General features: G+C 39.5%; 27 protein-coding genes. 11 read left to right on the forward strand and 16 right to left on the reverse strand.

The window, feature by feature from the left end:
• Nucleotides 1-2 precede the first annotated feature (2 nt).
• Nucleotides 3-986: an FAD binding domain-containing protein gene (locus ABD769_RS08700; protein WP_344851025.1), complete on the reverse strand. Its 984-nt coding sequence runs from the start codon at nucleotides 984-986 to the stop codon at nucleotides 3-5.
• Entirely contained in the window at nucleotides 983-1,606 is a 624-nt protein-coding gene (locus tag ABD769_RS08705) for a (2Fe-2S)-binding protein (RefSeq protein WP_113948819.1), read from the reverse strand. Before ABD769_RS08705 ends, ABD769_RS08700 begins: the two co-directional genes overlap by 4 nt.
• A gap of 175 nt (nucleotides 1,607-1,781) precedes the next feature.
• Between ABD769_RS08705 and ABD769_RS08710 the strand changes: the two genes are divergently transcribed.
• A complete protein-coding gene (locus ABD769_RS08710) occupies nucleotides 1,782-2,432 on the forward strand; it encodes a YceH family protein (RefSeq protein ID WP_344851027.1) in 651 nt (216 codons plus the stop codon).
• Nucleotides 2,433-3,038: 606 nt separating this feature from the next.
• On the opposite strand, the gene fabF is transcribed toward ABD769_RS08710, so the two are convergent.
• From fabF to ABD769_RS08730, 4 genes are all read right to left on the reverse strand, one after another.
• Nucleotides 3,039-4,289 carry a beta-ketoacyl-ACP synthase II gene (gene fabF, locus ABD769_RS08715; protein ID WP_344851028.1) on the reverse strand — a complete coding sequence of 417 codons (1,251 nt, stop codon included), beginning with the start codon at nucleotides 4,287-4,289 and terminating at the stop codon, nucleotides 3,039-3,041.
• A gap of 152 nt (nucleotides 4,290-4,441) precedes the next feature.
• Nucleotides 4,442-5,212 (reverse strand): SDR family oxidoreductase, encoded by a 771-nt coding sequence (locus ABD769_RS08720; RefSeq protein ID WP_344851029.1) that lies wholly within the window; start codon nucleotides 5,210-5,212, stop codon nucleotides 4,442-4,444.
• Nucleotides 5,213-5,225: 13 nt separating this feature from the next.
• On the reverse strand, nucleotides 5,226-5,711 hold the full coding sequence (locus tag ABD769_RS08725; RefSeq protein ID WP_344851030.1) for a PaaI family thioesterase: 486 nt from the start codon (nucleotides 5,709-5,711) through the stop codon (nucleotides 5,226-5,228).
• 38 nt (nucleotides 5,712-5,749) lie between these two features.
• Nucleotides 5,750-6,337 carry a TetR/AcrR family transcriptional regulator gene (locus ABD769_RS08730; protein WP_344851031.1) on the reverse strand — a complete coding sequence of 196 codons (588 nt, stop codon included), beginning with the start codon at nucleotides 6,335-6,337 and terminating at the stop codon, nucleotides 5,750-5,752.
• Nucleotides 6,338-6,497: 160 nt separating this feature from the next.
• On the opposite strand from ABD769_RS08730, the gene ABD769_RS08735 reads away from it, so the two are divergent.
• From ABD769_RS08735 to ABD769_RS08745, 3 genes are all read left to right on the forward strand, one after another.
• Nucleotides 6,498-7,409 (forward strand): helix-turn-helix domain-containing protein, encoded by a 912-nt coding sequence (locus tag ABD769_RS08735; RefSeq protein ID WP_344851032.1) that lies wholly within the window; start codon nucleotides 6,498-6,500, stop codon nucleotides 7,407-7,409.
• Nucleotides 7,410-7,498: 89 nt separating this feature from the next.
• On the forward strand, nucleotides 7,499-8,332 hold the full coding sequence (locus ABD769_RS08740) for an SDR family NAD(P)-dependent oxidoreductase (protein WP_344851033.1): 834 nt from the start codon (nucleotides 7,499-7,501) through the stop codon (nucleotides 8,330-8,332).
• 192 nt (nucleotides 8,333-8,524) lie between these two features.
• Nucleotides 8,525-9,376 carry an SDR family oxidoreductase gene (locus ABD769_RS08745; RefSeq protein WP_344851034.1) on the forward strand — a complete coding sequence of 284 codons (852 nt, stop codon included), beginning with the start codon at nucleotides 8,525-8,527 and terminating at the stop codon, nucleotides 9,374-9,376.
• A 208-nt stretch (nucleotides 9,377-9,584) separates the two neighbouring features.
• On the opposite strand, the gene ABD769_RS08750 is transcribed toward ABD769_RS08745, so the two are convergent.
• Genes ABD769_RS08750 through ABD769_RS08760 form a run of 3 tightly spaced genes read right to left on the reverse strand, consistent with a single transcriptional unit; the run spans nucleotide 9,585 to nucleotide 10,956 of the window.
• Nucleotides 9,585-10,004, reverse strand: coding sequence for an arsenate reductase ArsC (locus ABD769_RS08750; protein ID WP_344851035.1), 420 nt, complete (start codon nucleotides 10,002-10,004; stop codon nucleotides 9,585-9,587).
• A gap of 18 nt (nucleotides 10,005-10,022) precedes the next feature.
• Nucleotides 10,023-10,589, reverse strand: a complete 567-nt coding sequence (locus ABD769_RS08755; protein WP_344851037.1) for a DUF6428 family protein — start codon at nucleotides 10,587-10,589, stop codon at nucleotides 10,023-10,025.
• Nucleotides 10,590-10,626: 37 nt separating this feature from the next.
• A complete protein-coding gene (locus ABD769_RS08760) occupies nucleotides 10,627-10,956 on the reverse strand; it encodes an ArsR/SmtB family transcription factor (RefSeq protein ID WP_344851038.1) in 330 nt (109 codons plus the stop codon).
• 145 nt (nucleotides 10,957-11,101) lie between these two features.
• Here ABD769_RS08760 and ABD769_RS08765 point away from each other — a divergent pair, with 145 nt between their 5' ends.
• A complete protein-coding gene (locus ABD769_RS08765) occupies nucleotides 11,102-11,515 on the forward strand; it encodes an EamA family transporter (RefSeq protein WP_344851039.1) in 414 nt (137 codons plus the stop codon).
• A 243-nt stretch (nucleotides 11,516-11,758) separates the two neighbouring features.
• Here ABD769_RS08765 and ABD769_RS08770 read toward each other — a convergent pair whose 3' ends face one another.
• A complete protein-coding gene (locus ABD769_RS08770) occupies nucleotides 11,759-14,044 on the reverse strand; it encodes a GH92 family glycosyl hydrolase (RefSeq protein ID WP_344851040.1) in 2,286 nt (761 codons plus the stop codon).
• 448 nt (nucleotides 14,045-14,492) lie between these two features.
• Between ABD769_RS08770 and mnmA the strand changes: the two genes are divergently transcribed.
• Entirely contained in the window at nucleotides 14,493-15,584 is a 1,092-nt protein-coding gene (gene mnmA, locus ABD769_RS08775) for a tRNA 2-thiouridine(34) synthase MnmA (RefSeq protein WP_113948804.1), read from the forward strand.
• Between the two features lie 307 nt (nucleotides 15,585-15,891).
• Here mnmA and ABD769_RS08780 read toward each other — a convergent pair whose 3' ends face one another.
• On the reverse strand, nucleotides 15,892-16,206 hold the full coding sequence (locus ABD769_RS08780; protein ID WP_344851043.1) for a hypothetical protein: 315 nt from the start codon (nucleotides 16,204-16,206) through the stop codon (nucleotides 15,892-15,894).
• Between the two features lie 264 nt (nucleotides 16,207-16,470).
• On the opposite strand from ABD769_RS08780, the gene ABD769_RS08785 reads away from it, so the two are divergent.
• Complete coding sequence (locus ABD769_RS08785) at nucleotides 16,471-16,833, forward strand: response regulator transcription factor (RefSeq protein WP_344851044.1); 363 nt, start codon at nucleotides 16,471-16,473, stop codon at nucleotides 16,831-16,833.
• A gap of 151 nt (nucleotides 16,834-16,984) precedes the next feature.
• On the opposite strand, the gene ABD769_RS08790 is transcribed toward ABD769_RS08785, so the two are convergent.
• The 3 genes from ABD769_RS08790 to ABD769_RS08800 all read right to left on the reverse strand — a co-directional run bounded on the left by ABD769_RS08790 (nucleotide 16,985) and on the right by ABD769_RS08800 (nucleotide 20,606).
• Complete coding sequence (locus ABD769_RS08790; protein WP_344851045.1) at nucleotides 16,985-17,581, reverse strand: FMN-dependent NADH-azoreductase; 597 nt, start codon at nucleotides 17,579-17,581, stop codon at nucleotides 16,985-16,987.
• Between the two features lie 214 nt (nucleotides 17,582-17,795).
• The gene (locus ABD769_RS08795; RefSeq protein ID WP_344851046.1) at nucleotides 17,796-19,745 is read right to left on the reverse strand and encodes a glycoside hydrolase family 97 protein; all 1,950 of its coding nucleotides are present in this window, start codon (nucleotides 19,743-19,745) and stop codon (nucleotides 17,796-17,798) included.
• A 189-nt stretch (nucleotides 19,746-19,934) separates the two neighbouring features.
• Nucleotides 19,935-20,606 carry a DUF4142 domain-containing protein gene (locus ABD769_RS08800; RefSeq protein WP_344851047.1) on the reverse strand — a complete coding sequence of 224 codons (672 nt, stop codon included), beginning with the start codon at nucleotides 20,604-20,606 and terminating at the stop codon, nucleotides 19,935-19,937.
• Between the two features lie 154 nt (nucleotides 20,607-20,760).
• Here ABD769_RS08800 and ABD769_RS08805 point away from each other — a divergent pair, with 154 nt between their 5' ends.
• Nucleotides 20,761-21,078, forward strand: coding sequence for a hypothetical protein (locus ABD769_RS08805; RefSeq protein ID WP_344851049.1), 318 nt, complete (start codon nucleotides 20,761-20,763; stop codon nucleotides 21,076-21,078).
• 55 nt (nucleotides 21,079-21,133) lie between these two features.
• Here the strand turns inward: ABD769_RS08805 and ABD769_RS08810 are convergent, their stop codons facing one another.
• A complete protein-coding gene (locus ABD769_RS08810; RefSeq protein WP_344851050.1) occupies nucleotides 21,134-21,958 on the reverse strand; it encodes an ion transporter in 825 nt (274 codons plus the stop codon).
• Nucleotides 21,959-21,986: 28 nt separating this feature from the next.
• On the reverse strand, nucleotides 21,987-22,838 hold the full coding sequence (locus ABD769_RS08815) for an SDR family oxidoreductase (protein ID WP_344851051.1): 852 nt from the start codon (nucleotides 22,836-22,838) through the stop codon (nucleotides 21,987-21,989).
• Between the two features lie 191 nt (nucleotides 22,839-23,029).
• On the opposite strand from ABD769_RS08815, the gene ABD769_RS08820 reads away from it, so the two are divergent.
• From ABD769_RS08820 to ABD769_RS08830, 3 genes are all read left to right on the forward strand, one after another.
• The gene (locus ABD769_RS08820) at nucleotides 23,030-24,379 is read left to right on the forward strand and encodes an alpha-L-fucosidase (protein WP_344851052.1); all 1,350 of its coding nucleotides are present in this window, start codon (nucleotides 23,030-23,032) and stop codon (nucleotides 24,377-24,379) included.
• 138 nt (nucleotides 24,380-24,517) lie between these two features.
• Complete coding sequence (locus tag ABD769_RS08825) at nucleotides 24,518-24,769, forward strand: hypothetical protein (protein WP_344851053.1); 252 nt, start codon at nucleotides 24,518-24,520, stop codon at nucleotides 24,767-24,769.
• Between the two features lie 42 nt (nucleotides 24,770-24,811).
• Nucleotides 24,812-25,531: a DUF481 domain-containing protein gene (locus ABD769_RS08830; protein ID WP_344851054.1), complete on the forward strand. Its 720-nt coding sequence runs from the start codon at nucleotides 24,812-24,814 to the stop codon at nucleotides 25,529-25,531.
• Nucleotides 25,532-25,832 lie beyond the last annotated feature (301 nt).

Raw genomic sequence — 25,832 nt, forward strand, 5'->3', positions numbered from 1 at the left:
AATTAAGCTTTCGATTTTGCAAGATTTAACGCCTCGATAATTGTATTGGGTGCCAGTTTAAGCTTGAAATTGTTTTCACCAAAACCTTTAGCACCCGTCATGGCCAGTTCTGCTGCCTTTTCGAAATTCGACGAGGTGGCTTCTTTTCCTTTAAGGAAATTTTCGGATGCCGTTAAACGCCATGGTTTATGCGCCACACCACCCATAGCCAAACGGATGTCGGTAATTTTGTTATTGTTCAATTCAAAAGCAACTGCAACCGAAACGAGTGCAAAAGCATAAGAAGCACGGTCGCGTACTTTTAAGTAATGGTAGTTTTTAGCGAGATTATTCACCGGTATTTCCAGTCGGATAATCATTTCATCTGCTTTGAGGTTATTGTCTAGCTGTGGGGTATCTCCCGCCAGGCGGTGGAAATCTTTAAAAGCTATTTTCCGCTCGCCTTTGCTATTGGCCAGCACCACTTCGGCATCTAAAGCGGTTAAGGCAACACACATATCGCTCGGATGTACGGCAATGCATTTTTCGGAAGTACCAAAAATGGCATGCATACGGTTAAAACCTTCCATTGCGCCACAACCTGTACCCGGCTGACGTTTATTGCAGGGCATTTCGGTATCGTAAAAATAACCACAACGCGTACGCTGCATCATATTTCCTCCTACCGTGGCTACATTCCGCAATTGCGCCGAAGCACCGGCCTGCAAAGCCCACGAAAGCAATGGCAGTTTTTCTTTGATCAAAGCATGATCTGCAACCGCAGTATTGGTAGCCAAAGCCCCAATGTGGATTTTATTTCCAATCTGTTCGATCTGTTTTAAGGGAATGTGATTAATATCAATCAGCTTTTCGGGTGCGGTAACACCTCTTTTCATCAGGTCGATCAGGTTAGTACCGCCAGCTAAAAATTTAGCACTTTTATCTTTTAGCAATAGCGCAATGGCCGATTTGGCCGAGGTTGTTCTTAAATATTGAAAATTGATCATACGTTTGCCCCTCCTTCCTTCACATCCACAATGGCATCAACAATATTCGGGTAGGCACCGCACCTGCAGATGTTGCCACTCATGTATTCGCTGATTTCGGCCCTAGAACTTGTGTGTCCTTCGCGGATGCAGGCCACCGCCGACATAATCTGTCCGGATGTGCAATAACCGCATTGAAAACCATCATGTTTGATGAAAGCGGCCTGCATCGGATGTAAGGTATCTCCATCGGCCAGACCTTCTATCGTGGTAATTTTCTTTCCTTCGTTCATCACCGCTAAGCTTAAACATGAATTTACCCTTTGCCCATCAACGTGTACGGTGCAGGCACCGCACTGACCATGGTCGCAGCCTTTTTTGGTTCCCGTTAAATGGAGTTCTTCGCGCAGGTAATCCAAAAGGGTTACCCTTGGCTCAACTGATGCTTTATATGCTTTATTATTTACAGTCAGATTTAGTGGAATTTTCTCAAAAAGCTCGGCGAAACGTTCATCGGCATTGTTTTCAGCTGCTTTAACCGCGATGCCCGGCGTTAAGGCAATAGCCGTAATTACGGAACTTTTTTTAAGGAAATCGCGTCTGCTATCGCCCTGATTTGGTTTTTGATCAGAAGGTTTCATAATTGAATGAGATTAGCTTTAGGATGTTTTTCTAAGTTCGTAATTCTATAACTCAAATGGTAGTAAATCAGAAATTTAGAATTATTCTATCTAACAATATTTAAGATAACTCACTAGAAATAAATCATTAACAAAATAATTTCCATAATGTTCATCCAATTTATATTTTTATAAAATGGACAATGTAAAACCACTCCCCGATTTAACCGCAGAAGAACAACGCGTTTTAGGCGCTTTAATAGAAAAAAGCCGGACCACGCCCGATTATTATCCGATGACTTTGAACAGTTTAACGGCTGCCTGTAACCAAAAAAGTTCCAGGAATCCTGTAGTAAATTACGATGAAGAAACCATTACATTAACCTTAAACCAGCTTAAAATAAAAGGACTGATTTCAACCGCAACCGGCGGATCAAGTCGTGCAACTAAATACAAGCATAATCTGGCGATAGTTTATCCGTTATTGCCTTCAGAACTGGCTATTATCTGTCTTTTACTTTTGCGCGGGCCTTTAACTCCTGGAGAAATTAACAGCAACTCGGGCCGTTTATACGAATTTGAAAGCATAGAAGAAGTACTGGAGCAGCTTCAGAAACTATCCGATGATGAACCCGCATTTGTAAAACAGCTGGCTAAAAAAGCCGGACAAAAGGAAGCCCGCTTTGTTCACCTTTTAGGCGAGCAGGCAGAAACCACCACCGAAACAGAAACCGAAACCCTTGCAGCACCAACTTTTGATACCACAGCATTGGAAAACCGTATTGAAAAACTGGAATTAGAAGTAGAGGAGTTAAAAGAGCTGGTCAATTTGTTGATGGATAAGTAGGTTCAGTGGTTCATTAGTCATTGGTTTATTGGTTTGCTACCCCTAAACCAACTCCGTCATTCCGAGCGGAGCGCCCCTAAAAGCCGTCATTTCGAGCGGAGTGCAACGTAGTCGAGAACCCGAAGGCTCAGCGAAGCTAAATCTGTCTCGGAATAGATCTCTCTCCCGAACCTTCGGGACTGTGCTCCAGTCGAGATGACGACGCCTTTATTCCGTGTTTTCAGTGTCTCCGTGGCAAAAACAAATGGCAAAAAAGGTCTTAGCGAGACGCTAAGACCAGTAAAGTGCTAAACCATATTATATTCGTCATTTCGAGCGAAGTGCAACACAGTCGAGAAATCTGTCCTGAAATAGATCTCTCCGTTCCGCTTTGCTCCAGTCGAGATGACGACCCGATTTATACTAACGTAAACAAAAAAGGTCTTAGCGAGACGCTAATACCAGTAAATATAGCTCTCTCTCCCGAACCTTCGGGACTTTGCTCCAGTCGAGATGACGACACCTTTATTCCGTGTTTTCGCGCCTCCGTGGCAAAAACAAAACTTAACAAAAAAGGTCTTAGCGGGACGCTAAGACCAGTAAATCACTTTAATCTATAAACCTAAATTAAGCCTCATACTTTTTAAAAATCGTACTCGCAGTATGTCCGCCGAAACCAAAAGTGTTGTTTAAAACATAATTGATTTCTTTTTTAATTGGTTCGCCCAGCACAATATTTAATCCTTTCGGGATATTTTCGTCGAGATTTTTTGTATTAATGGTTGGAGGAATCACATTATCCCTGATTGAAAGAATACTAATCAAACTTTCAACGGCTCCTGCTGCGCCTAATAAATGGCCAGTCATCGATTTAGTAGCTCCAATTACCACAGGTAAGCCATTAAAAACAGTATTAATACCATTTAATTCGCTTAAATCGCCCAATCCGGTTGAAGTAGCATGTGCATTGATATAATCGATTTTATCAGCTGTAATATCGGCGTCTTTTAGTGCACTTCTCATGCCCAAAGCTGCTCCAATTCCATCCGGAGGTGTTCCGGTTAAGTGGTAGGCATCAGCTGCCATTCCACCGCCAACAATTTCAGCATAAATATGAGCACCACGTTGTAAAGCATGCTCCAGCTCTTCCAAAACCAAAGCTCCGGCACCTTCACTCATCACAAAACCGTCCCTGTCCTTATCGAAAGGTTTAGAAGCGCCCTGAGGGTCTTCGTTATTTTTCGACAATGCCTGGGCTGCATTAAATCCACCAACTGATGATTTTGTTAAAGCCGCTTCCGAGCCTCCGGCAATCATTACACTTGCCTTTCCTAAACGGATGGTATCAAACGCATTGATAATTGCTGTGTTTGATGATGCACAAGCCGAAACCGTGCAATAATTTGGTCCGCGAAGTTTATGACGGATGGAAATCGCCCCGGCAGCGATATCCACGATCATTTTCGGAATGAAATAAGGATTGAACCTTGGTGTTCCATCTCCGGCATGAAATTCTTCCAGTTGCGCTTCAAAAGTACCGATACCGCCATTTCCGGTTGCCCAGATTACCCCAACTTCTGCTAGTTGATCGTCGTTCATTGTACTGAAATTCAATCCTGCATCTTTTATCGCCTGATCGCTCGAGCCGATGGCGTACTGCGTAAAAAGATCGTACTTTTTAATTTCTTTTTTCTCCAGGTATTCTTCAGGATTAAAATCCTTTACTTCACCTGCAAATTGTGTTTTAAATTTGCTTGAATCAAATTTTGTAATGGGGCCAATGCCACTTTTACCAGCTAAAATCTGTTGCCAAAATTGCTCAACAGTATTGCCAAGCGGGGTTATAGCACCTAAACCTGTAACTACTACTCTTTTCATTTTATGTTTTTTAGTCACTAAGCCCAAATAATTAGACCATATAATATGCCTGATCATTCGAGTTTTACACTTATTGCCGCGAAAGTAAGCATTCTTGCGGTGAAAAATGTCATAATAAAAGCAAAGGAAAATCCTTGCCGGTCTGTTCTCCGTTAATGTTGGACCGAATCAATATTGGCTTTTCTGCTGGCATTCATTACGTTTAATGCATCAACCGGCGATTGCCTGAACAGTTCGTAAATCTTAGCTGTATCACCCACCCTGATCTCATATTCATCATTGGCCAAAGCAGCCACTAAGTCATCGGCCACCACTGATGGTTTGATACCGTTATGTCCACCAATTTCTTTCGAAAATTCAGTATCCACCAATGGAGGCATCAATTCGAAAACCTTAACAGCTGTATCTTCCAGACTTAATCTTAAAGAAGTGCTGTACGAATGAAGCGCTGCTTTACTGGCCGCATAAGTAGGCAAACTTATACCCGGAACATAAGCCACAATAGAAGATACATTAACAATTGCCGATGATTCCTGCTCCAGTAAAACAGGCAATAATTTTTGATTGATCCTGATGATCGACAGGTAATTGGTCAGCATTTCGTCTTCTGCATTTGCAAAAGCATCCTGACCTTGGTCTGCTAAATTATAAAGAATTGCCCTACCAGCATTGTTGATTACGATATTTAACTGAGGGAAATCTACCTTGATCTTTTCTACCAATTGCTCAACATCGCTAGCTTTGCTTACATCAGAAAGAATAGTCGTTACGTTATTTAGCGACGCAGCAGCAGCATCAAGCCTTTCCTGGTTTCTGCCGGTAATAATCACATGGTTATCTAAAGCGGTTAATTGTTTTGCAATTTCTAAACCGATACCGGCTGTTCCGCCGATTAATAAAACAGTATTTTGTGAAGTTTTCATTTCTATATTTTTTTTAAAATTTTAAGATTAAACAGGTGCTCACAGCATGAGCATAAACGGTATTATTTTCATCAATCAATTGTGCCTCTACCAAAGCGATGCGACCGCCCAGATTAATCACTTTGCCATTGGTTTTTAATTTCCCGGTTTTAATGGTGATGGCCTTTAGGAAATTTACCTTTAATTCTAAAGTGGTATAACCTTTCCCTGCAGGTAAGAGAGAATGCACCGAACAGCCCATGGCCGAATCTAAAATGGCTGTAATTACTCCGCCGTGTACAGTACCGATGGGGTTGTAATGAAATTCCTGTGGTGTAAATTCAAAAACTACATTGCCTGCCTCAATTAATGTAACGCTGAAATCAAGCGTATGTAAAAGTGGCGGCAGAGGAAATTTATTGTCGCTCATGGCCTGTAAATAATCAATTCCGTCTATTTGCATGGCTTCTTTTGCGCCTTTCATGGGGTCATCCCAGGTTATTGTTCTTTTTCTTTCCATATTAAAATACCAATCGGTATATTTTTGGCTAAAAATTTTTAGCCTAGGCCATCTACATATTTTTTTAGGGAGCCCATAATCAGGCTCCAGTATTCTGTTTTCGAGGTTAATTTAGAAATCATGATTCCTCCTTCCACCATTGCAATAATGGTTAAAGCAATTTGTTCCGGATGTTGATCTGCACTGATTTCTTTATTGGCAATTCCTGCTTCAACCAGTTTAGCGATTTTATTTTTCCAGTCTAAAACAGCCTTTAATACCCTGTTCCTCAATTCCGGATGGGTATCATCGGCATCAATTGCCGTATTTAAAACGGGACAGCCTCCTTCAGACACCGAACCATCAATAAATTTCTGATAGATATCGATGTACACCAAAAGCTTATCTTTTATGGTGGTTTGCCTGCTCATTTCAGCTTCTATTCTGCTAGAAACATTATTCAGGTTATAATCAAAAGCGGCCAGCGCAACCTCATCTTTATTGGCAAAATTGCCATAAATGCTACCCTTGGTTAAACCTGTAGCAGCCGTGATATCATTTAAAGAAGTACCCGCATAACCCTTCATATTAAAAATCGGTGCGGTTTTCTCTACAATGAAATTTCTCGTTTTTTCTGCTTTAGTCATGTTATTCTGGATTGACAATGCAAATATATACCAATCGGTATATTAATTACAAATCATTTTATCATTACAATCTCCTTTTCGCAATACCTAAATCAATAGATCATAAGTCGTACAGAAAGCAGATTATTTGTTTTACGTTTGAATTTTGTAACTTTGATTTATGAACAAACCAGAAAGTATAGAAGACTTTTATCAGAACAAATTCAGTTTTTTGCCGGATAATTTACAGAATGGCGTTGGACACTTTAATGTTTTTAAACTGGAAGATTGTTTAAGGGACGACCACAAACCGATGAGCTATAACCGCAGGGACTATTATAAAATATGCCTTACACGCGGCCATAATGTTTATCATTACGCAGATAAAAGTATCGAAATTAACGGAACAGCGCTCATCTTTTTCAATCCGTTAGTACCCTACACGTGGGAACTGGCCACTGGTAATAAAAGTGAAGTAACAGGTTACTTTTGTATTTTTACAGAAGCTTTTTTTAAGGAAAAAATCCGCGGGAATATCGGCGATCTGCCCATGTTTACGCCAGGCGGAAAACCTGCATACATTCTAAACGAACAGCAGGACAAACAAATAGAAGCTATTTTTGCTAAAATGTTTGAGGAAATTAATACGGATTATGTTTATAAATACGACCTCCTGCGAAACTACATTACCGAAATTACCCACTTTGCCTTAAAAACACAACCTTCAGAAAGTTTATTTAAACATACTGACGCCAATACGAGGATTACCTCAGTATTTACAGAACTGCTGGAACGCCAGTTCCCGATTGAAACGACTACGCAAAGACTTACCATGCGCTCAGCGAAAGATTATGCGGCACAACTTTCGGTACACGTAAACCACTTAAACCGGGCCATTAAAGAAACCACCGGCAAAACCACCACAAATTATATCACAGAACGTTTATTGAGTGAAGCAAAAGCTTTATTAAAGCATACAGACTGGAATATATCTGAAATAGGTTATTGCCTGGGCTTCGAAGAACCTACTCATTTTAATAACTTTTTCAAAAAACTGACCAACCATACCCCTACTTCTTACCGAATTGTTTGAATTTCGTAATCATAAGTTTGATTGGCGTAATAGTTAGAAGTCGTTTGCACTGTAATTTTGTACTAAGAAAAAAGAATAAAATTATGGGCATGAAAAAAGTTTGGTTTATTACCGGTGCTTCAAAAGGCTTAGGATTAAGTTTGGTCAATCAATTATTGAAAGCTGGTCAATCTGTTGCGGCCACCTCAAGAAATATTGATGAACTTAAAAAAGCTGTAAATGCTAATACGGGAAAATTCCTTCCACTGGCTGTAAACCTGGCTGATGAAAAAAGTGTGGAAGATGCAATTAAAGCGACCATTTCAAAATTCGAAAGGATTGATGTAGTGATCAATAATGCCGGCTATGGTATAGGAGGCAGTATTGAAGAATTAAGCGATGCCGAAACACGCAATAGTTTTGATGTAAATGTTTTCGGAACTTTAAATGTAATCAGAAAAGCTTCACCTTATTTACGGGCACAACGTTCGGGACATATCATCAACATTGCATCGATTGCAGGTATTGCCGGCGCAACGGGCTGGGCGGTTTATGCTGCAGCAAAATCGGCGGTTATTGCATTATCGGAAGTATCGGCCGAAGACCTTAAAGAATTTGGTGTAAAAGTAACGGTTGTTGCTCCGGGAGCTTTCAGAACGAGCTTCCTTACTCCTGATTCATTAACATTGGCCGCCAATCCAATTGCAGAATACGAAGAAGTGAGGGCGATCCACAACAAATATTTAAAAATGGATGGTCAACAGATTGGTGATCCGGAAAAAGCAGCTGCCGCTATGATTTCGCTGGCCAGTATGCCAAATCCACCAGTGCATCTACTTTTAGGCAACGATGCTTTTCAAAGGGCAAACAGTAAACTAGAGGCTTTAACCAAAGAGTTTAAAGACTGGAAAGCCATTACGATCTCAACAGATTTCGACAACTAATCAAATGCTAAGTACGAATTAGCAATCAAAAAAGAGGCTGTATTATAAATATAGAATTGTCATCCTGAGCTTGTCGAAGGACCTGCGATAAAACTGTCTAAGGCGTTTCGACAGGCTCAACATGACAAATTTTAGAGAAACTAGTTTTATAATCCAACTTCATCAATTCATTTCAACTTAAAAAACAATATCATGGAAAATCAAAAAGTTTGGTTTGTAACAGGCGCGTCCAAAGGTCTGGGCTTAATCTTAGTAAAAACATTATTAAATAACGGCGTTAATGTGGCCGCAACATCGAGAAATCTAAACGATTTAATTAAAGCAGTGGGTGAACACGAAAACTTTTTACCGCTAAGCGTTGATTTGATTAACGAAAACAGTGTAGAAACTGCAGTTAGCCAAACCATCAGTAAATTCGGTCAGGTTGATGTAGTGGTAAACAATGCCGGATATGGTATGTTGGGCGCATTGGAAGAATTAAGCGATAAAGAATCGCGTGAGAATTTTGATGTAAACGTTTTCGGTTCTTTAAACGTGATCAGAAAAGTGCTTCCACAATTAAGGAAACAACAATCTGGTCATATTTTTAATATCTCTTCTATAGGTGGTTTTTCGGGCAATTTTCCTGGCTTCGGAATTTACTGTGCTACAAAATTCGCGGTAGTTGGTTTTACCGAATCGTTGGCTGCAGAAGTAAAATCTTTGGGTATTAAAGCAACCGTTGTTGAGCCAGGTTATTTCAGGACAGCATTTCTTACTGAAGGTTCGTTAGCTGTTCCAGGTTCACCAATTGATGCTTACAAAGAAGTTCGCGAATCGCAGGCAGCGCACCAAAACGATATCAATAATCAACAGCCAGGCGATCCGGCTAAAGCAGTTGAGGTAATTATCGAAGCTTCGAAAAGCGAAAACCCGCCACTTCATTTATTTTTAGGACCCGATGCTTATCAGGTTGCGGATGCAAAAATTGCAGATGTACAAAGAGACATGGCAAACTGGAAATATCTGGCAACAGCGACCAATTTCGAGGAGGTTGGGGCGTAGTACTGACTTAATCGTCATTTCGAGCGAAGTGCAACGCAGTCGGGAACCCGAAGGCTCAGCGAAGCTAAATCTGTCTTGAGATAGATCTCTCTCCCGGACCTTCGGGACTGCGCTTCAGTCGAGATGACGATTTTTATTAAAGCCCGTCAAAACGAAGGTTTTTATCCTTATTGCTGGGTTCTAATTGAAAAAAAGATCTGCCGACACACTAACTTTTTACATTTTCATTCACAAAATCCTGCATATAAGTCTTGATCAGCTCCCTTGTACTTCTGAACTGAGCCATAATTTCGGCTTCGGTGCCAATTGCTTTTGCCGGATCGGGAAAGTTGTGGTGTAATTTTATAGCCTTTGTGGGGAAATACGGACAACTCTCTTTCGCGTGATCACAAACCGTAATCACATAATCGAAGGGCACATTGAAATACTCCGCAATATTGTTCGATGTTTGGCCGGAAATATCGATTCCATCTTCTTCCATTATTTTTATTGCCCTGGGGTTAACACCATGAACCTCAATTCCGGCACTGTAGATTCTGGCATTATTTTGAGCAAAGTATTTTAAATACCCCTCTGCAAGTTGACTACGGCAACTATTTCCGGTGCAAAGCACCAATACATTTTTCATTGATATAAATTTTATTAATTAACAACAACCACTACCTGGTGTGCAGCTGTTCTGATCAGCCGCCAGATTAACCAATTCGATCTTTCTTTTTTCAGTTTGAGCAGGTGCGCAACATTCTTCACCGTTTTCTGTGGTGCCGCAACTTCCGCCGCGACTAATGGCCTTACATTGTGTGGCATCGGGTGTTAAATTTACAACCAGGTTATCACCATCAACTATAAACTCAGCCGGATACATTTGTCTGGTATCAAATTCGGAATTACCAAATTCGATTTTCACCACTCCTTTAGAATTTAAAGAGAGCTTACTTTCTACCAGATCGATAATTGACAATGCTTTTTTCACCTGCATAGCCCTGCCTTCTTCCTCTTCTGTAGGTTCCCATAGCTGCACAATAATTTCTGTCCAGGCGTTCATCACCCCTCCGCAATCAACTGAAGTAATCGGTGCCTGTTTAATTTCTGTGATGTGATAATTGGCTTTTACCCAATTATTTCGGGCATATTGAAACTGTAAAATCAGCTCGGGATGTTGTTGAAGTTCAGCTTTAAAGCTGCTCCATTCGATTGAAAATTTATTAATCATAATATTGCAATTTAACGATTGATTTAGGTAAAAAATTTTAACAGCAATTTTGTTCGCCTTTATAAGAAGCGAAAAAATTGCCCAATTGATTTTGAAGTAATTTCCATGTTTTAGGTTCGATACAATAACAAATACTTACCCCTTCTATGGTGCCCTGTATAATACCGGCATTTTTAAGCTCTTTTAAATGTTGAGAAATGGTTGCCTGTGCCAAGCCCAGTTCCTCAACCAGATTGCCACAAATGCAGGTATTTGATTTAAGAATGCGTTGAAGAATGGCAATACGCGCGGGATGTGCCATCGCTTTTAGCAATGCCGCCATTTGGTTTTGTTCTTCAGAGAAGATTTCGGTTTTGGTAAGTCCCATAATTTTACATCGCAATATTACGATAGATATTTTAGAAATCAAAACTTTATTTTAATTTTCAGTTTCATTAAAAACAGATTATCTACAGAATTGGATAGTTTATTTACTGTATCGTGTTTATCAATAAAAATTAAGCAAAAAGGTTATGTGGAAATTTTATGCCATACTCTCTGCTGTATTTGCAGCGGCAACGGCCATTTTAGCCAAAGTTGGATTAAAAGGTGTTAACGGAAATATAGCAAATGCTGTAAGAACCATTGTGATCTTATTTATTGCATGGGGCATTGTTTTAGCCAGCGGAGAAATTGCAGAGCTTAAAACGCTGAGTAAAAACAACCTGATATTTTTAGGCTTATCAGGTTTGGCAACAGGTTTATCATGGATTTTCTATTTTAAGGCACTCGAAACCGGCAGTGTTTCTAAAGTGGCCCCTATTGATAAATTAAGCGTGGCCATTGCCATGGGCTTAGCCTTTCTGATTTTAAAAGAACCGATTGATACAAAGACATTAATTGGTGGAGGGATGATTGTAGCGGGTAGTTTGGTGATATTACTTTAAGATTTGGTGTTTATTTTTAGCCATGGAGGTACAGAAAGCACGGAATCGACTTAAGCACTAATTTTCATCATTAAGAAGTTAAGAACATTAAGGCGTTATTGGATAAGATGATTAATTAGTCCAAAGTCTTAAGTCGGCAGTCCGTAAGCTATGAACTATCAGACTATTGACTAATGAACCACTAAAATAAAAAACGTCGACTAAAAATAGCCGACGTTTTTTGGTTTACGAAAATTTTAGATATTATTTCTTAGGTTTCGGGCTCATGTAAAAGGTAAGCTTTCCGCCATTGGTGATATCTGCATGTTTGATTTTATGGTCGGTGATTTCCTTTCCATTCAATAAAACTTTTTCAACATATACATTTTTATCACTCTGTTTAATGGCTTCAACAGTAAAGGTTTTGCCATTTTCTAAATTGATTACCGCATTGTTAACCAATGGACTACCTAATGAATAAACATCAGAGCCTGGTGCCACCGGATAAAATCCTAAAGAAGAGAACATGTACCAGGCACTCATTTGTCCGCAATCGTCGTTTCCACCTAAACCATCAGCAGTAGGTTTATACTGCATATTTAAAATGTGGCGAACCTGTGCCTGTGTTTTCCATGGCTGATCGGTCCAGTTGTAAAAATATACAATGTGATGTGCCGGTTCGTTTCCATGAACATACCCACCAATGATACCTTCGCGGGTAATATCTTCAGTATGGGCAAAAAACTCATCAGGTAAATGCATGGTAAATAAAGTATCTAAACGCGTTGCGAATTTCTTTTTACCGCCCATCATTTCTATTAGCGAAGCCGGATCCTGTGGAACAAAGAAGCTATAATTCCAGCTATTTCCTTCAATAAAACCCTGTCCTTCAGTATCTTTCGGGTCAAACTGCTTTTTAAAGGTTCCGTCTGCCAGTTTCGGACGCATAAAACCCGAAGCGCTATCGTAATTGTTCTTCCAGTTGTTAGAACGTTTGATAAACTCGTTGTAAACATCCATGCGGTTCAGTTTCTTGGCCAATTGTGCAATCGACCAGTCATCGTACGAATATTCTAAGTTATTGGAAACAGAAATACCCGATTTTTCGGCAGGGATATAACCTTTATCCATATAATAGCCGATGCCTTCGTAATCGCGGTGTTTAGCTGTTGCAATACAGGCATCCAGTGCTTTATTCGGATCGCCGGTGTAAGTACCTTTTATAATCGCGTCAGAAATTACCGAAACGCTGTGGTAGCCACTCATACACCAGTTATCGTTGGCATAGTGCGACCAAATGGGTAACATGTGCAAGCTGCTCTGATCGTAATGCGCTAACATTGATTTCACCATATCATTACTGCGGGCTGGTTGTGTAATGTTGAAGAATGGGTGTAAAGCCCGGTAAGTATCCCAAAGAGAGAAAGTGGTGTAATTGGTAAAACCATCAGCTTTATGTACGCCCTGATCTAAACCTTTATATTCGCCGTTAACATCGGTATAGGTTGTTGGATTGATGTAGGCATGATATAAAGCGGTATAAAAGTTTATTTTATTATCGTTTGAGGTTTTTACCTGAATTTTATTCAGTTCTTTATTCCAGGTAGCCTGCGCCTGTGCTTTTACTTTTTCGAAATCCCAGCCCGAAATTTCTGCACGCATGTTCTGCAAAGCATTTTCCTGACTAACCGGCGATAAAGCAAATTTAATTTTGATCTTCTCCCCTTCCTGGGTATCAAAATCGAAGAACATTTTTAACTTTTTGCCTGCAATTTCAGGGAAGTTCTGATCCTGGTTAAATTTACCCCAGAAACCTCTGTAAGCCTGTTTAGCATCGTAGCTTTTGCGTCCGTAGCTTTTAAAAGGTTTGGAAAAACTCATGGCAAAATAAACAGTCCTGGTTCTGGCCCATCCATTAGTCTGGCGGTAACCTGTAACCAAGGTGTCATTTACCACGCGAACATAAGTCCAAACGGTTTTTTCTTCGTAATTGTAAATACCAGCCATCAGATCTAAAATAATGTGCGACTGATCTGATTTAGGGAAAGTATATTGATGCATCCCTACCCTTGTGGTTGAGGTAAGTTCTGCGGTAATGTTATCGTCATCCAGTTTTACTTTGTAGTAACCAGCTTCTGCAACCTCGTTGGCATGCGAATATGCAGAACGGTAACCACCCTTAGGATTTGACGCAACACCAGGGTTTAACTGTAATTTTCCCTGTGTTGGCATGATCAGGAAATCGCCCAGATCAGAATGGCCGGTACCGCTGAAATGCGTATGGCTGAAACCGGTGATGGTTTTATCTTCATATTTGTAACCTGCGCAGTATTTATATACATCGCCATTGTATTTTCCGTTTACTTCGTAAGATAAAGTATCCGTTTCGGGACTTAACTGTACCGCGCCAAAGGGAACGGTTGCACCAGGATAGGTATGCCCCATTTTTGAGGTGCCGATAATAGGCTTTACATACTGCACCAGATTCTGCTGTGCCGATGCCACCATGGAGGAAAGCAAAAGACAAGGCAGGATAACTTTTTTAATCATATCTTTTTAAAATTAGCTTGTTTTGTTGAAAATTCTAAGGTATAAATTTATCTTCAAATATGCATAAAACACCAGACTAAAACGTTTAAGTAAAATAAAAAATACATTTCAGACTGTTGAAGATACGATTTATTGCAGTGCTAAACCCCACAGATTTAGAAAACCTGCGGGGTTTATGTTCCTTAGACCAAAGGCGCTGTTAAATAAACCTGATAGAACGGAAAGCCCACAGGCAAGGTACGAGCCGAGGACTTGAAGAGATAGCAGGACTGCCGGCAGCCATTAACACCGAACCACTCCTTTTCAAAAAATATTGATCACCTAAGCCACGTTAACACAACGAAGAGATAAACATAAGCAATTTGACAACCGCTTTTTACAAGTAACTGACTTCGTTTAAATAATTTCAGCTAAATAAACCTTATTTTTGCATCCTTATATTTTTAAGATGAGTAAACACGGTAGAATTCTGGTTGCCATGAGTGGCGGGGTTGATAGTTCTGTAGCGGCTGTAATGTTGCATGAGCAGGGTTATGAGGTGATTGGATTAACCATGAAGACCTGGGATTATGCCAGCTCTGGTGGTAGCAGTAAAGAAACCGGTTGTTGCTCGCTGGATAGCATTAACGATGCCCGTACACTTGCAGTAAACTATGGTTTTCCGCATTATATTCTGGATATCCGCGACGAATTTGGTGATTATGTAATCGACAATTTCGTAGATGAATACCTGGCGGGAAGAACACCAAACCCATGTGTATTGTGTAATACGCACATTAAATGGGAAGCGCTTTTAAAACGTGCCAATAAACTGGATTGCGAATTTATTGCAACGGGGCATTATGCCAATATACGTCAGCAAGATAGCGGCCGTTATGTTATTTCGAAAGGAAAAGACGAAAATAAAGATCAGTCTTATGTACTGTGGGGTGTTTCGCAAGAGAACCTTTCGCGTACTAAATTTCCGTTGGGCAGTTTTGCAAAATCGGAAATCAGGCAGATGGCTTTGGATATGGGACAGGAAGAACTGGCTAAAAAATCGGAGAGTTACGAAATCTGTTTTGTACCGGATAACGATTACAGGGCTTTCTTAAAACACAAAGTAGAAGATTTAGAAGACAGGGTTGCCGGCGGAAATTTCATTTTAAGCAATGGAATGGTGGTTGGACAACATAAGGGTTATCCTTTTTACACCATAGGCCAGCGTAAAGGTTTGGGCGTAGCATTCGGTGAGCCGATGTTTGTAACCCAGATTTTGCCAGAAAGCAATACCGTGGTTTTAGGCAGGGCTGAAGAACTTGAACGTAAAGAAGCCATGGTTCGTAATTTAAACCTGGTTAAATATGCCAGCATTGAGGAACCGATGAATGATGTGATTACGAAAATCCGCTATAAAGATGCGGGTATGTTAAGTACAATTGTTCAGGAGAAAGATAAAATGCGTGTAGTGTTTGATCATAATGTTTCGGCCATTGCACCAGGCCAATCGGCTGTTTTTTATGAAGGAAATGATTTATTGGGTGGCGGATTTTTGATTTAACAGACTATCCATTACAACTTAAATAGCAATCATCATATTGTTCTGATTTTAACGTTGGAATCAGCATCTTAATAATAGCTCAATAGAACGCTAGTCATCTCGACCGAAACGTCCCGAATATTCGGGAGAGAGATCTATCTCGAGACAGATTTCTCGACTGCGTTGCACTCCGCTCGGAATGACGGTATTTATTGGGAGTGTACTTATTAACTACTCCGTCTGTAAAATTGATCTTTATGTAATAAATTCAAACACGAATGACGGTATGAATTGAGCTATCGTGAACAAAGAGGGCTTTGCAAATTAACTACTCAATCCCCTTAAAAACATTAATTGCGGCGGTTTTCCATTGGATGTAACCTAATTTGCCGCAAATCTGCGTTACAAAGTCTTCAATCTCTTCCGGAACATCGTTAACTACGCGCCACCTGATTTTATATTTAGGGTTATAGCTCACATAAACTACCACATCATCGCTCCGCTGACCAATGGCATTTAAATGCTGTAAATGAATATCCTGCAGATCGGCCGCAGCAATCCTGAGCCTTTCATTCATAATTTTGCCTAAAGAAGCATCGGGTCTAAAATCGGTTTCGTATATGGGTAAAACGGTAACAGTCATAGAATGGGCAAATAAAATTAGCTTAAGCTATTCTTAAAAAATCAATTGCATGTGCAGGGAAAACTCAAGTTATCGGGTTTCTCCTTAAACAAATATACTAAAAATATTAGTAATATAAATTATTATCATACTTTTTTTAGTAAAATTAATGATTAGAGAAGAACAGACATCAATTATATAAAAGTTGATAACTCTACAATTGTGCATAACTCATTTAAACATCTGATAATTAGATAGGTTATTCTATTATAAACAATAGAGCTTATGAAAAAGTGCATCTATGTAGTGGAAGATAATCCTAACATTAGGGAGATTATCGAATTCTTATTGATTGAAGAACTTTACGAGGTAAGAACGTGCCCGAACACCAACGACTTCTGGCTTCAAATGAACAAACACATTCCTGATATGGTGATTTTGGATATCATGTTGCCTGATGGAAATGGCCTGGATATCTGTAATAGTTTAAAGCGGAACATTAAAACGCACAATATACCGGTGATGATGATGTCAGCAAATAACCATTTAAATGCTGTAAAGGCAAAATGCGACGCGGAAGATTTTATCAATAAACCTTTTGATCTGAATGATTTTGCCAGCAGGGTGGAGAAATATTTAGCAGCTTAGTTTTAGTTCACAGTCTATAATATAATAGGTCGTCAATTCGACTGAAGCGAAGTGAAATGGCCGCTTGTATGGCCAGGGAGAGATCTATTAGATTTCCCGACTACGCTGCGCGCCGCTCGAAATGACGACCTCGTGTTATGAACTATTGAGTTTAAATCGCTATACTTTCGATCGCTTTATCTAAAGCCACATCTTTTAAATCCGGAATACTTAGGCCTTCTGCACGATATGCTGTAATATCGGTCATGCCCATAAAACCAAGAACCGACCTTAAATAAGATTCAGTAAAATCGTAAGCTTTCATTGGTCCTTCGGAATATACACCACCCGATGAAATAGCCAGATACAGTTTCTTGTTTTTCACTAAACCTTCCGGACCGTTTGCAGTATAGCTGAATGTCTGGCCGGCACGTGCAATATGATCAATCCATGATTTTAAGGTAGACGGAATACCAAAATTATACAATGGCACGCCAATAACCAGTACATCGGCATCTTTAAGTTGAGCAATAGCTTCATCAGAGTGCTTTATCGCTTCTGCGAACTCGGGTGTATGGTTTTCTTTTGGTGTAAAGAAAGAATTAATGTGAACCTCCTCTAAATGTGGAAATGGAGATTCAGCTAAATTCCGGGTAGTTAAAGTGCTGTCAGGATTTGCAGCCTGTAATTTTTCTACTATGGCATTTCCCAATTTAATACTGAAAGATGCTCCGCCCCTTGGGCTTGATATAAGATGTAATATTTTCATTTTTTGCCTTTTTGTGCCCGACAAAATTATGGATACGAAGTATCAAAAAGCTATTACTATACTAAAGGATAGCGCTATCCTTTAGCATAGCAGCTATGCTTTTACACTAAAAAAGGGAGCTGATCCTGTTATGATGCTCCCTTTTTGAAACTATCTTTCCATTATAAAATGAGTTACTGAATGAGCTTCAGCCGCTACCTTTTACCTTCAACCTTTATTTAACCGGTTCAATTACTGCAACAAAACCACCGTCTTTTACCATATTGATATCGATGGTTTCGCCAGCTTTAATCGGTTTTACAATGCGTTTAAAATCCATGGCCTGAAAATCGGCGTTAATCCCATCTTTAATCAAAGTGATCTGATAGCTGGCATTAGGTTTTAAAAAGCCGGTTTCTATCTTTAAATCATGCTTTTGGTCGTTGCCCATAGCACCGATAAACCATTTTTCTCCTTTGCGTTTGGCGGTAACAATATATTCTCCAACGCTGGCATCTAAAATTCTGGTTTCATCCCAGGTTACAGGAACATTTGTGATAAACGAGGTAGTTTCGGGTTCGCGCAAATAATTGAACGGATTATCGGCCAGCATCTGAAAACCACTCTCAAAAACGATGTACATGGCCAGTTGATGCGCCCTGGTGCCGATGCTCATCGTATTTACCCAGCTTGGTTTATAATCCTGCTTGTGTGCAGAGCGCATGGCCCCGGGCGTATAATCCATCGGACCAACTGCATTACGCAGAAAAGGCAAAAATAAATTGTTGTTTGGGGTTGCCAGTCCGCCGCCGATATTTTGCTCCATCCCTACAACTCCTTCATACGAAAGCACATTGGGATAAGCCACTTCGAGTCCCGCAGGTTTAAATGCACCATGAAAATCGACTAAAATATGGTGTTTCGCTGCTTCTTTTGCCACACGGGTATAATAATTTACCATCCACTGGTCGCTCCTGTCCATAAAATCTATTTTCATCCCGGCAATGCCCCATTTCTCCAGGGTTTCGAAAATGTTGAAGTTATTTTCTACCGCCAGCCAGGTAAACCAAAGCACAATTTTCACGTTTTTCTGCTTGCCGTAGGCAATCAGTTCCTGCAGGTTAATGGTAGGATTTGGTTCGAAAGGATTTAAGGTTGTTTTCGCCCAGCCTTCGTCCATAATGATATAAGGAATGCCAAATTTTGAAGCGAAATCGATGTAATATTTATAAGTATCCTGATTATACCCTGATTTAAAATCGACCCCATATATATAGGCATTGTGCCACCATTCCCAGGTAACCTGGCCGGGTTTTATCCATTTGGTATCCTGCAACTGGTTGGGTGTGCTTAATTTATAAACCATCTGATTGGCAGCCAGTTGAGTATCTTTATCGGTAATTACCAAAAACCGCCATGGGAATGATCTTTTTCCGACAGTTTTGGCAATATAATCACCTTCTTTTAAAATTTTCCTGCTCCTGTCGCCATCTTCTCCAAAAGCTAAAGGTACTTTAGGAAAAACAGCATCGATGCTTTTATCGCCGGTTGCTTTTACAAACAAACATGGATAGTCATAAAGATCGGCCTCAGATAGTAATGCTTTATATTTTCCGGTGTTAAATAAAACTGGCAGTACGCTCATTTTATCTTTATTTATTTTTCCAAGTTCATCCTGTCGATAAAGGATTTCGTAAGCAGTTTTAAAACTCCCCGTTTCCAGGTAAGCTGTTTTAACATTATCGCTGAAATTAAAGTGAACATCTTCATTGGTTACAGTGATGGAATCTTTTTTATTGGTAATGAAACGATAAGCAATTCCATCATTATAAGCCCTGAATTCGACACTGAAATCGCCTTTAAAATCGAGTTTTAATAAATTATAATGATTTACAACTGTACTATTTTTAAGTGGTACAATGGGATTTGAACTGGAATTAACTGTTGAAAGGCTTTTTTTGATCAGCTTTGCATTGGCACCTAATTTAACCTGATCTAAATTTAGCTGTAGATAGGAATTGGTTAAAAGCAGATCGCCATTAAAGGTAACGGCATAACTGATCTTATCTTTAATATTAACAGAAACTTTAATGCGTTTATCGGGAGATAAGAGCTCAATTGGTGCGCTAAAGAGTTTTACAGAACAAAACAGCAGTAAAATGAACAGGAATAAGTGTTTTCTCATATTTGATTAAGTTTATTTGTGTCAGAAAGATTGATAAATCGTTTTAGTTAAATAAAGTTAAACAAGTTTTTGTATTCACCAATTGATTTTAAACCAATAATGCTCGTTGTAAACACGGAAAGTCTGAAAAAACCATAAAAAAGCCGGTCTGTTAGATCAAACCGGCTATTGATTAAAGAATGTAGGAAATTATTTTGTAGCTAAAGCATTCACCTGTTTCAAATGTTTTTTTAATATGGGTAAGTATTTGCTGGCATATGCTTTTATGGCCTGGTCACTTGTCATTGAGGCTTTTTCAAATAGTGCGATCGCATTTTGATGATCAGCCACCATCATGTCTACATATGCTTTATCAAAAGCAGTTCCGTTTAAAGCTTTAAGTTTTTCAATTGCATCGGTTACCGTGCTTTCTTCGGCACCGGTTTTTTTCGATAAACCTGTATTGCCTGCTTCGCCAGCCGTATTTTTTGTCCGCGAAGTGTCCCTGAGGTTTTCGGGAGCAGAATCTACCCTCCCATCCGGCCGCTGCCCTCCTTCCGGTGAACTCATAGGCAGATCAATTTTTTTAAGTTTGGCCAAAGCCCTCAGTTCTTCATTGGCTTTGCTGTGGTCATCTACCATCATCTGGCCAAATGCTTTAATCTTTTTATCGGAAGCTTTATCTGCTGCGAGTTTTCCAGTAAGTACTTCTTTCATCCCGGCAATGGCTGCCTGCTGCAAAAACTGAGCATTTGTTAAGCTATCCTGCTGATAAACGATACTAAAAAGATATGCTTCGGCCTTAACGGGATAATTAAGCGAAATCGCTGAAATGGCTATTGCCATTGCGGCGATCTTACGGATGTAGAAATGATTTTTCATGGCTAAATGGTTCTGGTGTACATCCTTACAACCTTAAGAGTGGCTAAAAAGTTTCAAAAACGATAAAAAGCTTACAACAGTAAGGGTTTAAAAACATGCATTTTGTTTAAACTTAATTGGTTTTAAACCTGTTCTATAATAAAAAGAACATACCATGGAAAATCAGGAAAATAATCAACCGGAAGAAGAAATTCAAAACATTGAACAGTTTCAGATCAACAGATCGCAGGGAAATGCAGCAGAAGGACATGCTAGTCCGGAGCCAGGCGATGATGATGAAAATTATACTGAAGATGAAGTGCCATTTGCAGATGGTGAAGGCACCCGGTTAAATGAAGAAATTGAAGGGCCTGAAGATGAAGAGGATGATGATGAAGAAGGTGAAGAAACCGATGACTACAATGAATCGGACATTGAAGAGCTGGACAAAGACCCCAATGCCTATGATGAGGATGACAGCGAAATGCTATAATCCATAACTTACACACAATGAACCGGTGCCAGATTGTTGATCAGTCTGGCATTTTTTATTTAAATAAGGATGACCCGCAATATTTGCAGAACAATGCATCGCTATCATGCCCTTCCCTGCTGCAGCTTGGGCATGATTCTGGTAATTCTTTTTTCTGCCGGGCAGCAACGGCTATGTCATGCGTTATAATACCAGTAGGCACAGCAATAATGGCATAACCGATGAGCATCACTACCGAAGCCACGAACTTACCTAGCGGCGTTATGGGCGAAATATCGCCATAACCTACCGTTGTAATGGTTACAATTGCCCAATAAATACTTTCAGGTATATTAGAGAAACCGTTTTCGCGCCTTTCTACCAGGTACATAATGGAGCCCAGAATTACGGTAATGGTTAAAACCGTAAGCAGGAAAATACTGATTTTGCGGACACTGTTTTTTAAGGCCTGGGTGAGAAAATTGATCTCAGTTAAAAAGTGGCCAAGTTTAAAAATCCTGAACACCCTTAGCAGTCTTAAAGCCCTGAAAACCAATAAAGATTGTGCACCAATAAAAAATATACTTAAATAAGATGGCAATAAGGCAATTAGGTCGATGATACCAAGCGGACTGAATACATACCTGATTGGTTTGCGGATACTCACCAGCCTTAAAATATATTCTATGGTAAAAAGTGCAGCGAAAATCCATTCGGTAATGTTAAATAGCTTACCATATCTTAAATGGATGCTCACTACGCTATCGAGCATAACCACGATAATGCTGGAAAAAATGGCGATTAATAATCCGATATCAAAGGCTTTACCTGCAGGGGTATTCGATTCGTAAATGACTTCGTGAAGTTTAAACCGCCAGTCTTTTGGTTGATCTGATGCCATAGCATTACATTTAGGCTAAAGGTAAGCATTAACCATTTACCACTTCCCCACCGTTTACATGCATCACCTGTCCGGTAATAAAAGAAGCATCAGCAGAAGCGAGGAAAACATAAGCCGGACCTAATTCGGATGGCTGTCCTGCCCTTTCCATTGCCGTTTCAGATCCAAAGGATTTAATTTTTTCTTCATCAAAAGTAGAAACGATTAAGGGCGTCCACACCGGTCCCGGTGCAACGGCATTAACCCGGATACCAGTTTTAGCCAGGTTTGTAGCCAGAGAACGGGTAAAAGAAGTAATTGCGCCTTTGGTTGATGAATAATCGATCAGGTTTGGTGAAGAACGGTAAGCCGTTACCGAAGTGGTGTTAATAATCGTATCGCCTGATTGAAAATGTTCCAGTACCTCGTTTGCGAAATAAAAATAACCGAATATATTGGTGCGGAAAGTATCTTCAAGCTGCTTATCATCAATTTTCTTCGGATCTTTCTGCGGTACCTGCATTCCGGCATTATTCACCAATATATTGATCTTTCCAAATTTTTTAACGGTTGATTCTACTGCTTTTTTGCAAAATGCCGGTTTCTTCACATCGCCTTTAATTAGCAAACACTTCTTACCTTCAGCTTCAACCATTTTTTGGGTTTCCTTTGCGTCTATATCTTCATCCAGGTAAACAATGGCTACATCGGCACCTTCCCTCGCAAAATGAACGGCTACTGAACGGCCAATCCCACTGTCGCCACCGGTAATTAATGCCACTTTTTCATCAAGCTTTCCGGCACCTTTGTAATCAGCTTTAATCACTTCGGGTTTTGGATTCATTTTAGCTTCAATGCCCGGTTGTTTATTTTGTTTGGCTGGTGTTTTCTGAGTTTTCATTGCTTTGGCTTTATCAGGTTAAAATTCTGCTATAGTTCTTTAAACAAAAATTTCAGCAGCAAAGTTTTCCATTACTAAATCCCATACAGCCTTTTTAAACCAATTTAACTTAATATTTTGCTCATATCCCAACATTTTTAAAGTATATAGCTCAGTAAATTAGCACTTTAACCTAACCAAAATAGCTACAAATGAGAAAACCTATTTTATCGGCACTGCTGATGCTGAGTTTAACTTTAACCGGCTTTGCCCAAAAGCGATTAGGCAACGAAACCGCAGCACAAAAAACCAAAAGAATGGAATGGTGGACAGATGCCCGTTTCGGGATGTTTATCCACTGGGGTCTTTATGCCTTACCTGCCCGCCACGAATGGGTAAGAAATATGGAACGTATTACCAACGAAAACTACCAGAAATATTTCGATGAGTTTAATCCGGATTTATTTGACCCTAAAAAATGGGCCAAAGAAGCTAAAGCGGCAGGAATGAAGTACGCCGTATTAACCACCAAACACCACGAGGGTTTTACTTTATTCGACAGCAAATACACAGATTATAAAGCCACCAATACACAGGCTAAAAGAGACCTGGTAAAAGAGTTTCTGGATGCTTTCCGTGCGGAAGGGATAAAAGTAGGCTTTTATTATTCGCTGATTGACTGGCATCACCCCGATTTTCCTGTAGACAAAATCCACCCGTTAAGACCGCAACCTGAAACTGAGGAAGCTTATGCAGCGCTAAACAAAAACAGGGATATGGCTAAATATCGTAAGTATTTATATAACCAGGTTACAGAACTTCTCACCAAATACGGTAAAATTGATATCCTCTGGGCTGATTTCTCTTATCCTGGCAAACATGGTAAAGGCCGCGATGATTGGGGATCGGTAGAATTGCTGAAACAGATCAGAAAGTTACAGCCAGGCATTATTGTTGATAACCGTTTAGACCTGGATGATTACGAAGATGGTACCGATTTTGACACGCCTGAACAGGTGTCTCCGAAGGAACTGGAAAAATACCGTGGAAAAGTTTGGGAAACCTGTCAAACCTTCTCCGGATCGTGGGGCTACCACCGCGATGAAAATACCTGGAAAACGAACAGGAAATTATTGGATTTACTGATCACTTCGGTAGCCAATGGCGGTAACTTATTATTAAATGTTGGTCCTACGGCCCGCGGCGAGTTTGATAACCGTGCCATTACCGCTTTAGATAGTTTAGGGCTCTGGATGCACGCCAATTCAAAATCAATCTATCACTGTACTTTTGCCCCGGCCGAATTTAAAGCGCCTGAAGGTATTAAACTCACCTACAATAAGGATGCAAAAAAATTATATGTTCACCTTTTCGAATATCCTAATACAGGTACCATCAGTTTTGAGGGCTATAAAGACAAAGCAAAATATGCCCAGTTTTTACATGATAATTCAGAAGTACAAATCGACAATGAAAAATCAACAGGCAACACACTGGTATTAAAGCTGCCAAAGAAAAAGCCGGATTTTGAGATCCCTGTAATTGAATTAACGCTAAATTAATCTGCCTACATTAACCATTGAGGGCCTGCAAGTTAAATCTTGCAGGCTTTTTTTTTGCGCATAAAGCTTCACTTACTTAACTAAAGATGAACAAAACATATTTTTGGTTTTTATTGTATTCCAATAAAAAGAAATACCATGAAAGTTAAAGGCACATTTATTTATACCCTTAAAACAGGCGAAAATGCTTTGATTTTGTTAACAGAAAGCAAAACCGATCAGGATAAACTTTACCATCATTTAACGGTAGATGCTTATCAGTTTAAAAAGGAAATTGTAGAAGAAGAGCCTCGTATTGTACTGATATCAGCAGGTTACAAAAATGAAAATGATGAAATTATCTGGAACCAGGATTACATACCAGTGCCTAAATGGTATGATTTGAATTAAATTCGGGTAAACATATTAAGGTTAATTGATGTTAAAACATTTATGAAGTTTTTTTTGCCGCTATTTTTACTCTGCTTGTGTTCTGCTCAATCTTTTGCCCAATATACTGATAGTACCAATTATCATATATTGCTCACCTCAACAGGCTCTATTAACCGCACCAATGAAGACCGTGCCTATCTGTTAAACAATGCGCTAAATTTTGGGTTGAAAAAGAAAAGTTTCGTATTAAACTCTACTTCAGCATGGCTTTATGGCAAACAAAATAACAGCTTAACCAACAACGATTTTTCTACCACATTAAACTTTAACCTATACAAAACCTTTCCTCATTTTTATTATTGGGGACTGGTAAATTATAATACCAGCTATTCGTTAAAATTAAAAAATCAGTTGCTTGCCGGTGGTGGCATTGCTTACAGTGTGCTGGATAAACCGAATGCCTATATAAATTTAAGCGATGGGGTATTATTTGATCAAAGTAGTTTAATTGTAGGCGATAGTTACCATACCTACCGAAATTCGTTAAGGTTACAGTATCACTTTATGATCAAAGAACTGATTACTATTGATGGAAACCATTTTTTACAGAATTCTTTCAGTAGAAAAGGCGATTATATTATACGTTCTTCGGCAACGCTGGGGTTAAAACTCCGCAAATGGATCAGTTTAACAACCGCGCTGAATTATAATAAACTAAATATCACCAATAGCGAAAACTTAAACCTTACTTATGGATTAACGATTGATAAATATTTTTAGTTTAGTCCTTAGTTTCTAGTCCTGAGTCTATAGTCTTAAGTCCATAGTCGATTAGCTAGATTAGTCACCCTGAGCGGAGTCGAAGGGCAGTAGTAGTTTTGGGCAATTAACCAATTTAAATACTTAGCCTAACTTATGACGATTTAGAAGTTAAGTAAGTTAAGATCTTAATGATGGCAACATGCAATCTGCTTCTCATTAACCAATAAATGTGGGTTTGAACATTTGGTATCAATTAACCGGTTAACCAATTTAAACAATTAACCCAACAAATCAACTGGCCCGACTTTTCCTCACTATT

This window comes from Pedobacter jeongneungensis (assembly GCF_039538295.1).
GTDB classification, from domain to species: Bacteria; Bacteroidota; Bacteroidia; order Sphingobacteriales; family Sphingobacteriaceae; genus Pedobacter; species Pedobacter jeongneungensis.

Bases quoted from the DNA above. Each gene is read 5' to 3' on its own strand.
- ABD769_RS08780 (WP_344851043.1), bottom strand. From the start codon at position 16,206: ATGACTGTTACCGTTTTACCCATATACGAAACCGATTTTAGACCCGAT.
- ABD769_RS08790 (WP_344851045.1), bottom strand. From the start codon at position 17,581: ATGAAAATATTACATCTTATATCAAGCCCAAGGGGCGGAGCATCTTTC.
- ABD769_RS08820 (WP_344851052.1), top strand. From the start codon at position 23,030: ATGAGAAAACCTATTTTATCGGCACTGCTGATGCTGAGTTTAACTTTA.
- ABD769_RS08730 (WP_344851031.1), bottom strand. From the start codon at position 6,337: ATGACTAAAGCAGAAAAAACGAGAAATTTCATTGTAGAGAAAACCGCA.
- ABD769_RS08830 (WP_344851054.1), top strand. From the start codon at position 24,812: ATGAAGTTTTTTTTGCCGCTATTTTTACTCTGCTTGTGTTCTGCTCAA.
- ABD769_RS08770 (WP_344851040.1), bottom strand. From the start codon at position 14,044: ATGATTAAAAAAGTTATCCTGCCTTGTCTTTTGCTTTCCTCCATGGTG.
- ABD769_RS08710 (WP_344851027.1), top strand. From the start codon at position 1,782: ATGGACAATGTAAAACCACTCCCCGATTTAACCGCAGAAGAACAACGC.
- ABD769_RS08810 (WP_344851050.1), bottom strand. From the start codon at position 21,958: ATGGCATCAGATCAACCAAAAGACTGGCGGTTTAAACTTCACGAAGTC.
- ABD769_RS08760 (WP_344851038.1), bottom strand. From the start codon at position 10,956: ATGGGACTTACCAAAACCGAAATCTTCTCTGAAGAACAAAACCAAATG.
- ABD769_RS08795 (WP_344851046.1), bottom strand. From the start codon at position 19,745: ATGAGAAAACACTTATTCCTGTTCATTTTACTGCTGTTTTGTTCTGTA.
- ABD769_RS08800 (WP_344851047.1), bottom strand. From the start codon at position 20,606: ATGAAAAATCATTTCTACATCCGTAAGATCGCCGCAATGGCAATAGCC.
- ABD769_RS08725 (WP_344851030.1), bottom strand. From the start codon at position 5,711: ATGGAAAGAAAAAGAACAATAACCTGGGATGACCCCATGAAAGGCGCA.
- ABD769_RS08805 (WP_344851049.1), top strand. From the start codon at position 20,761: ATGGAAAATCAGGAAAATAATCAACCGGAAGAAGAAATTCAAAACATT.
- ABD769_RS08700 (WP_344851025.1), bottom strand. From the start codon at position 986: ATGATCAATTTTCAATATTTAAGAACAACCTCGGCCAAATCGGCCATT.
- fabF (WP_344851028.1), bottom strand. From the start codon at position 4,289: ATGAAAAGAGTAGTAGTTACAGGTTTAGGTGCTATAACCCCGCTTGGC.
- ABD769_RS08750 (WP_344851035.1), bottom strand. From the start codon at position 10,004: ATGAAAAATGTATTGGTGCTTTGCACCGGAAATAGTTGCCGTAGTCAA.
- ABD769_RS08755 (WP_344851037.1), bottom strand. From the start codon at position 10,589: ATGATTAATAAATTTTCAATCGAATGGAGCAGCTTTAAAGCTGAACTT.
- ABD769_RS08745 (WP_344851034.1), top strand. From the start codon at position 8,525: ATGGAAAATCAAAAAGTTTGGTTTGTAACAGGCGCGTCCAAAGGTCTG.
- mnmA (WP_113948804.1), top strand. From the start codon at position 14,493: ATGAGTAAACACGGTAGAATTCTGGTTGCCATGAGTGGCGGGGTTGAT.
- ABD769_RS08815 (WP_344851051.1), bottom strand. From the start codon at position 22,838: ATGAAAACTCAGAAAACACCAGCCAAACAAAATAAACAACCGGGCATT.
- ABD769_RS08720 (WP_344851029.1), bottom strand. From the start codon at position 5,212: ATGAAAACTTCACAAAATACTGTTTTATTAATCGGCGGAACAGCCGGT.
- ABD769_RS08735 (WP_344851032.1), top strand. From the start codon at position 6,498: ATGAACAAACCAGAAAGTATAGAAGACTTTTATCAGAACAAATTCAGT.
- ABD769_RS08785 (WP_344851044.1), top strand. From the start codon at position 16,471: ATGAAAAAGTGCATCTATGTAGTGGAAGATAATCCTAACATTAGGGAG.
- ABD769_RS08740 (WP_344851033.1), top strand. From the start codon at position 7,499: ATGAAAAAAGTTTGGTTTATTACCGGTGCTTCAAAAGGCTTAGGATTA.
- ABD769_RS08765 (WP_344851039.1), top strand. From the start codon at position 11,102: ATGTGGAAATTTTATGCCATACTCTCTGCTGTATTTGCAGCGGCAACG.
- ABD769_RS08705 (WP_113948819.1), bottom strand. From the start codon at position 1,606: ATGAAACCTTCTGATCAAAAACCAAATCAGGGCGATAGCAGACGCGAT.
- ABD769_RS08825 (WP_344851053.1), top strand. From the start codon at position 24,518: ATGAAAGTTAAAGGCACATTTATTTATACCCTTAAAACAGGCGAAAAT.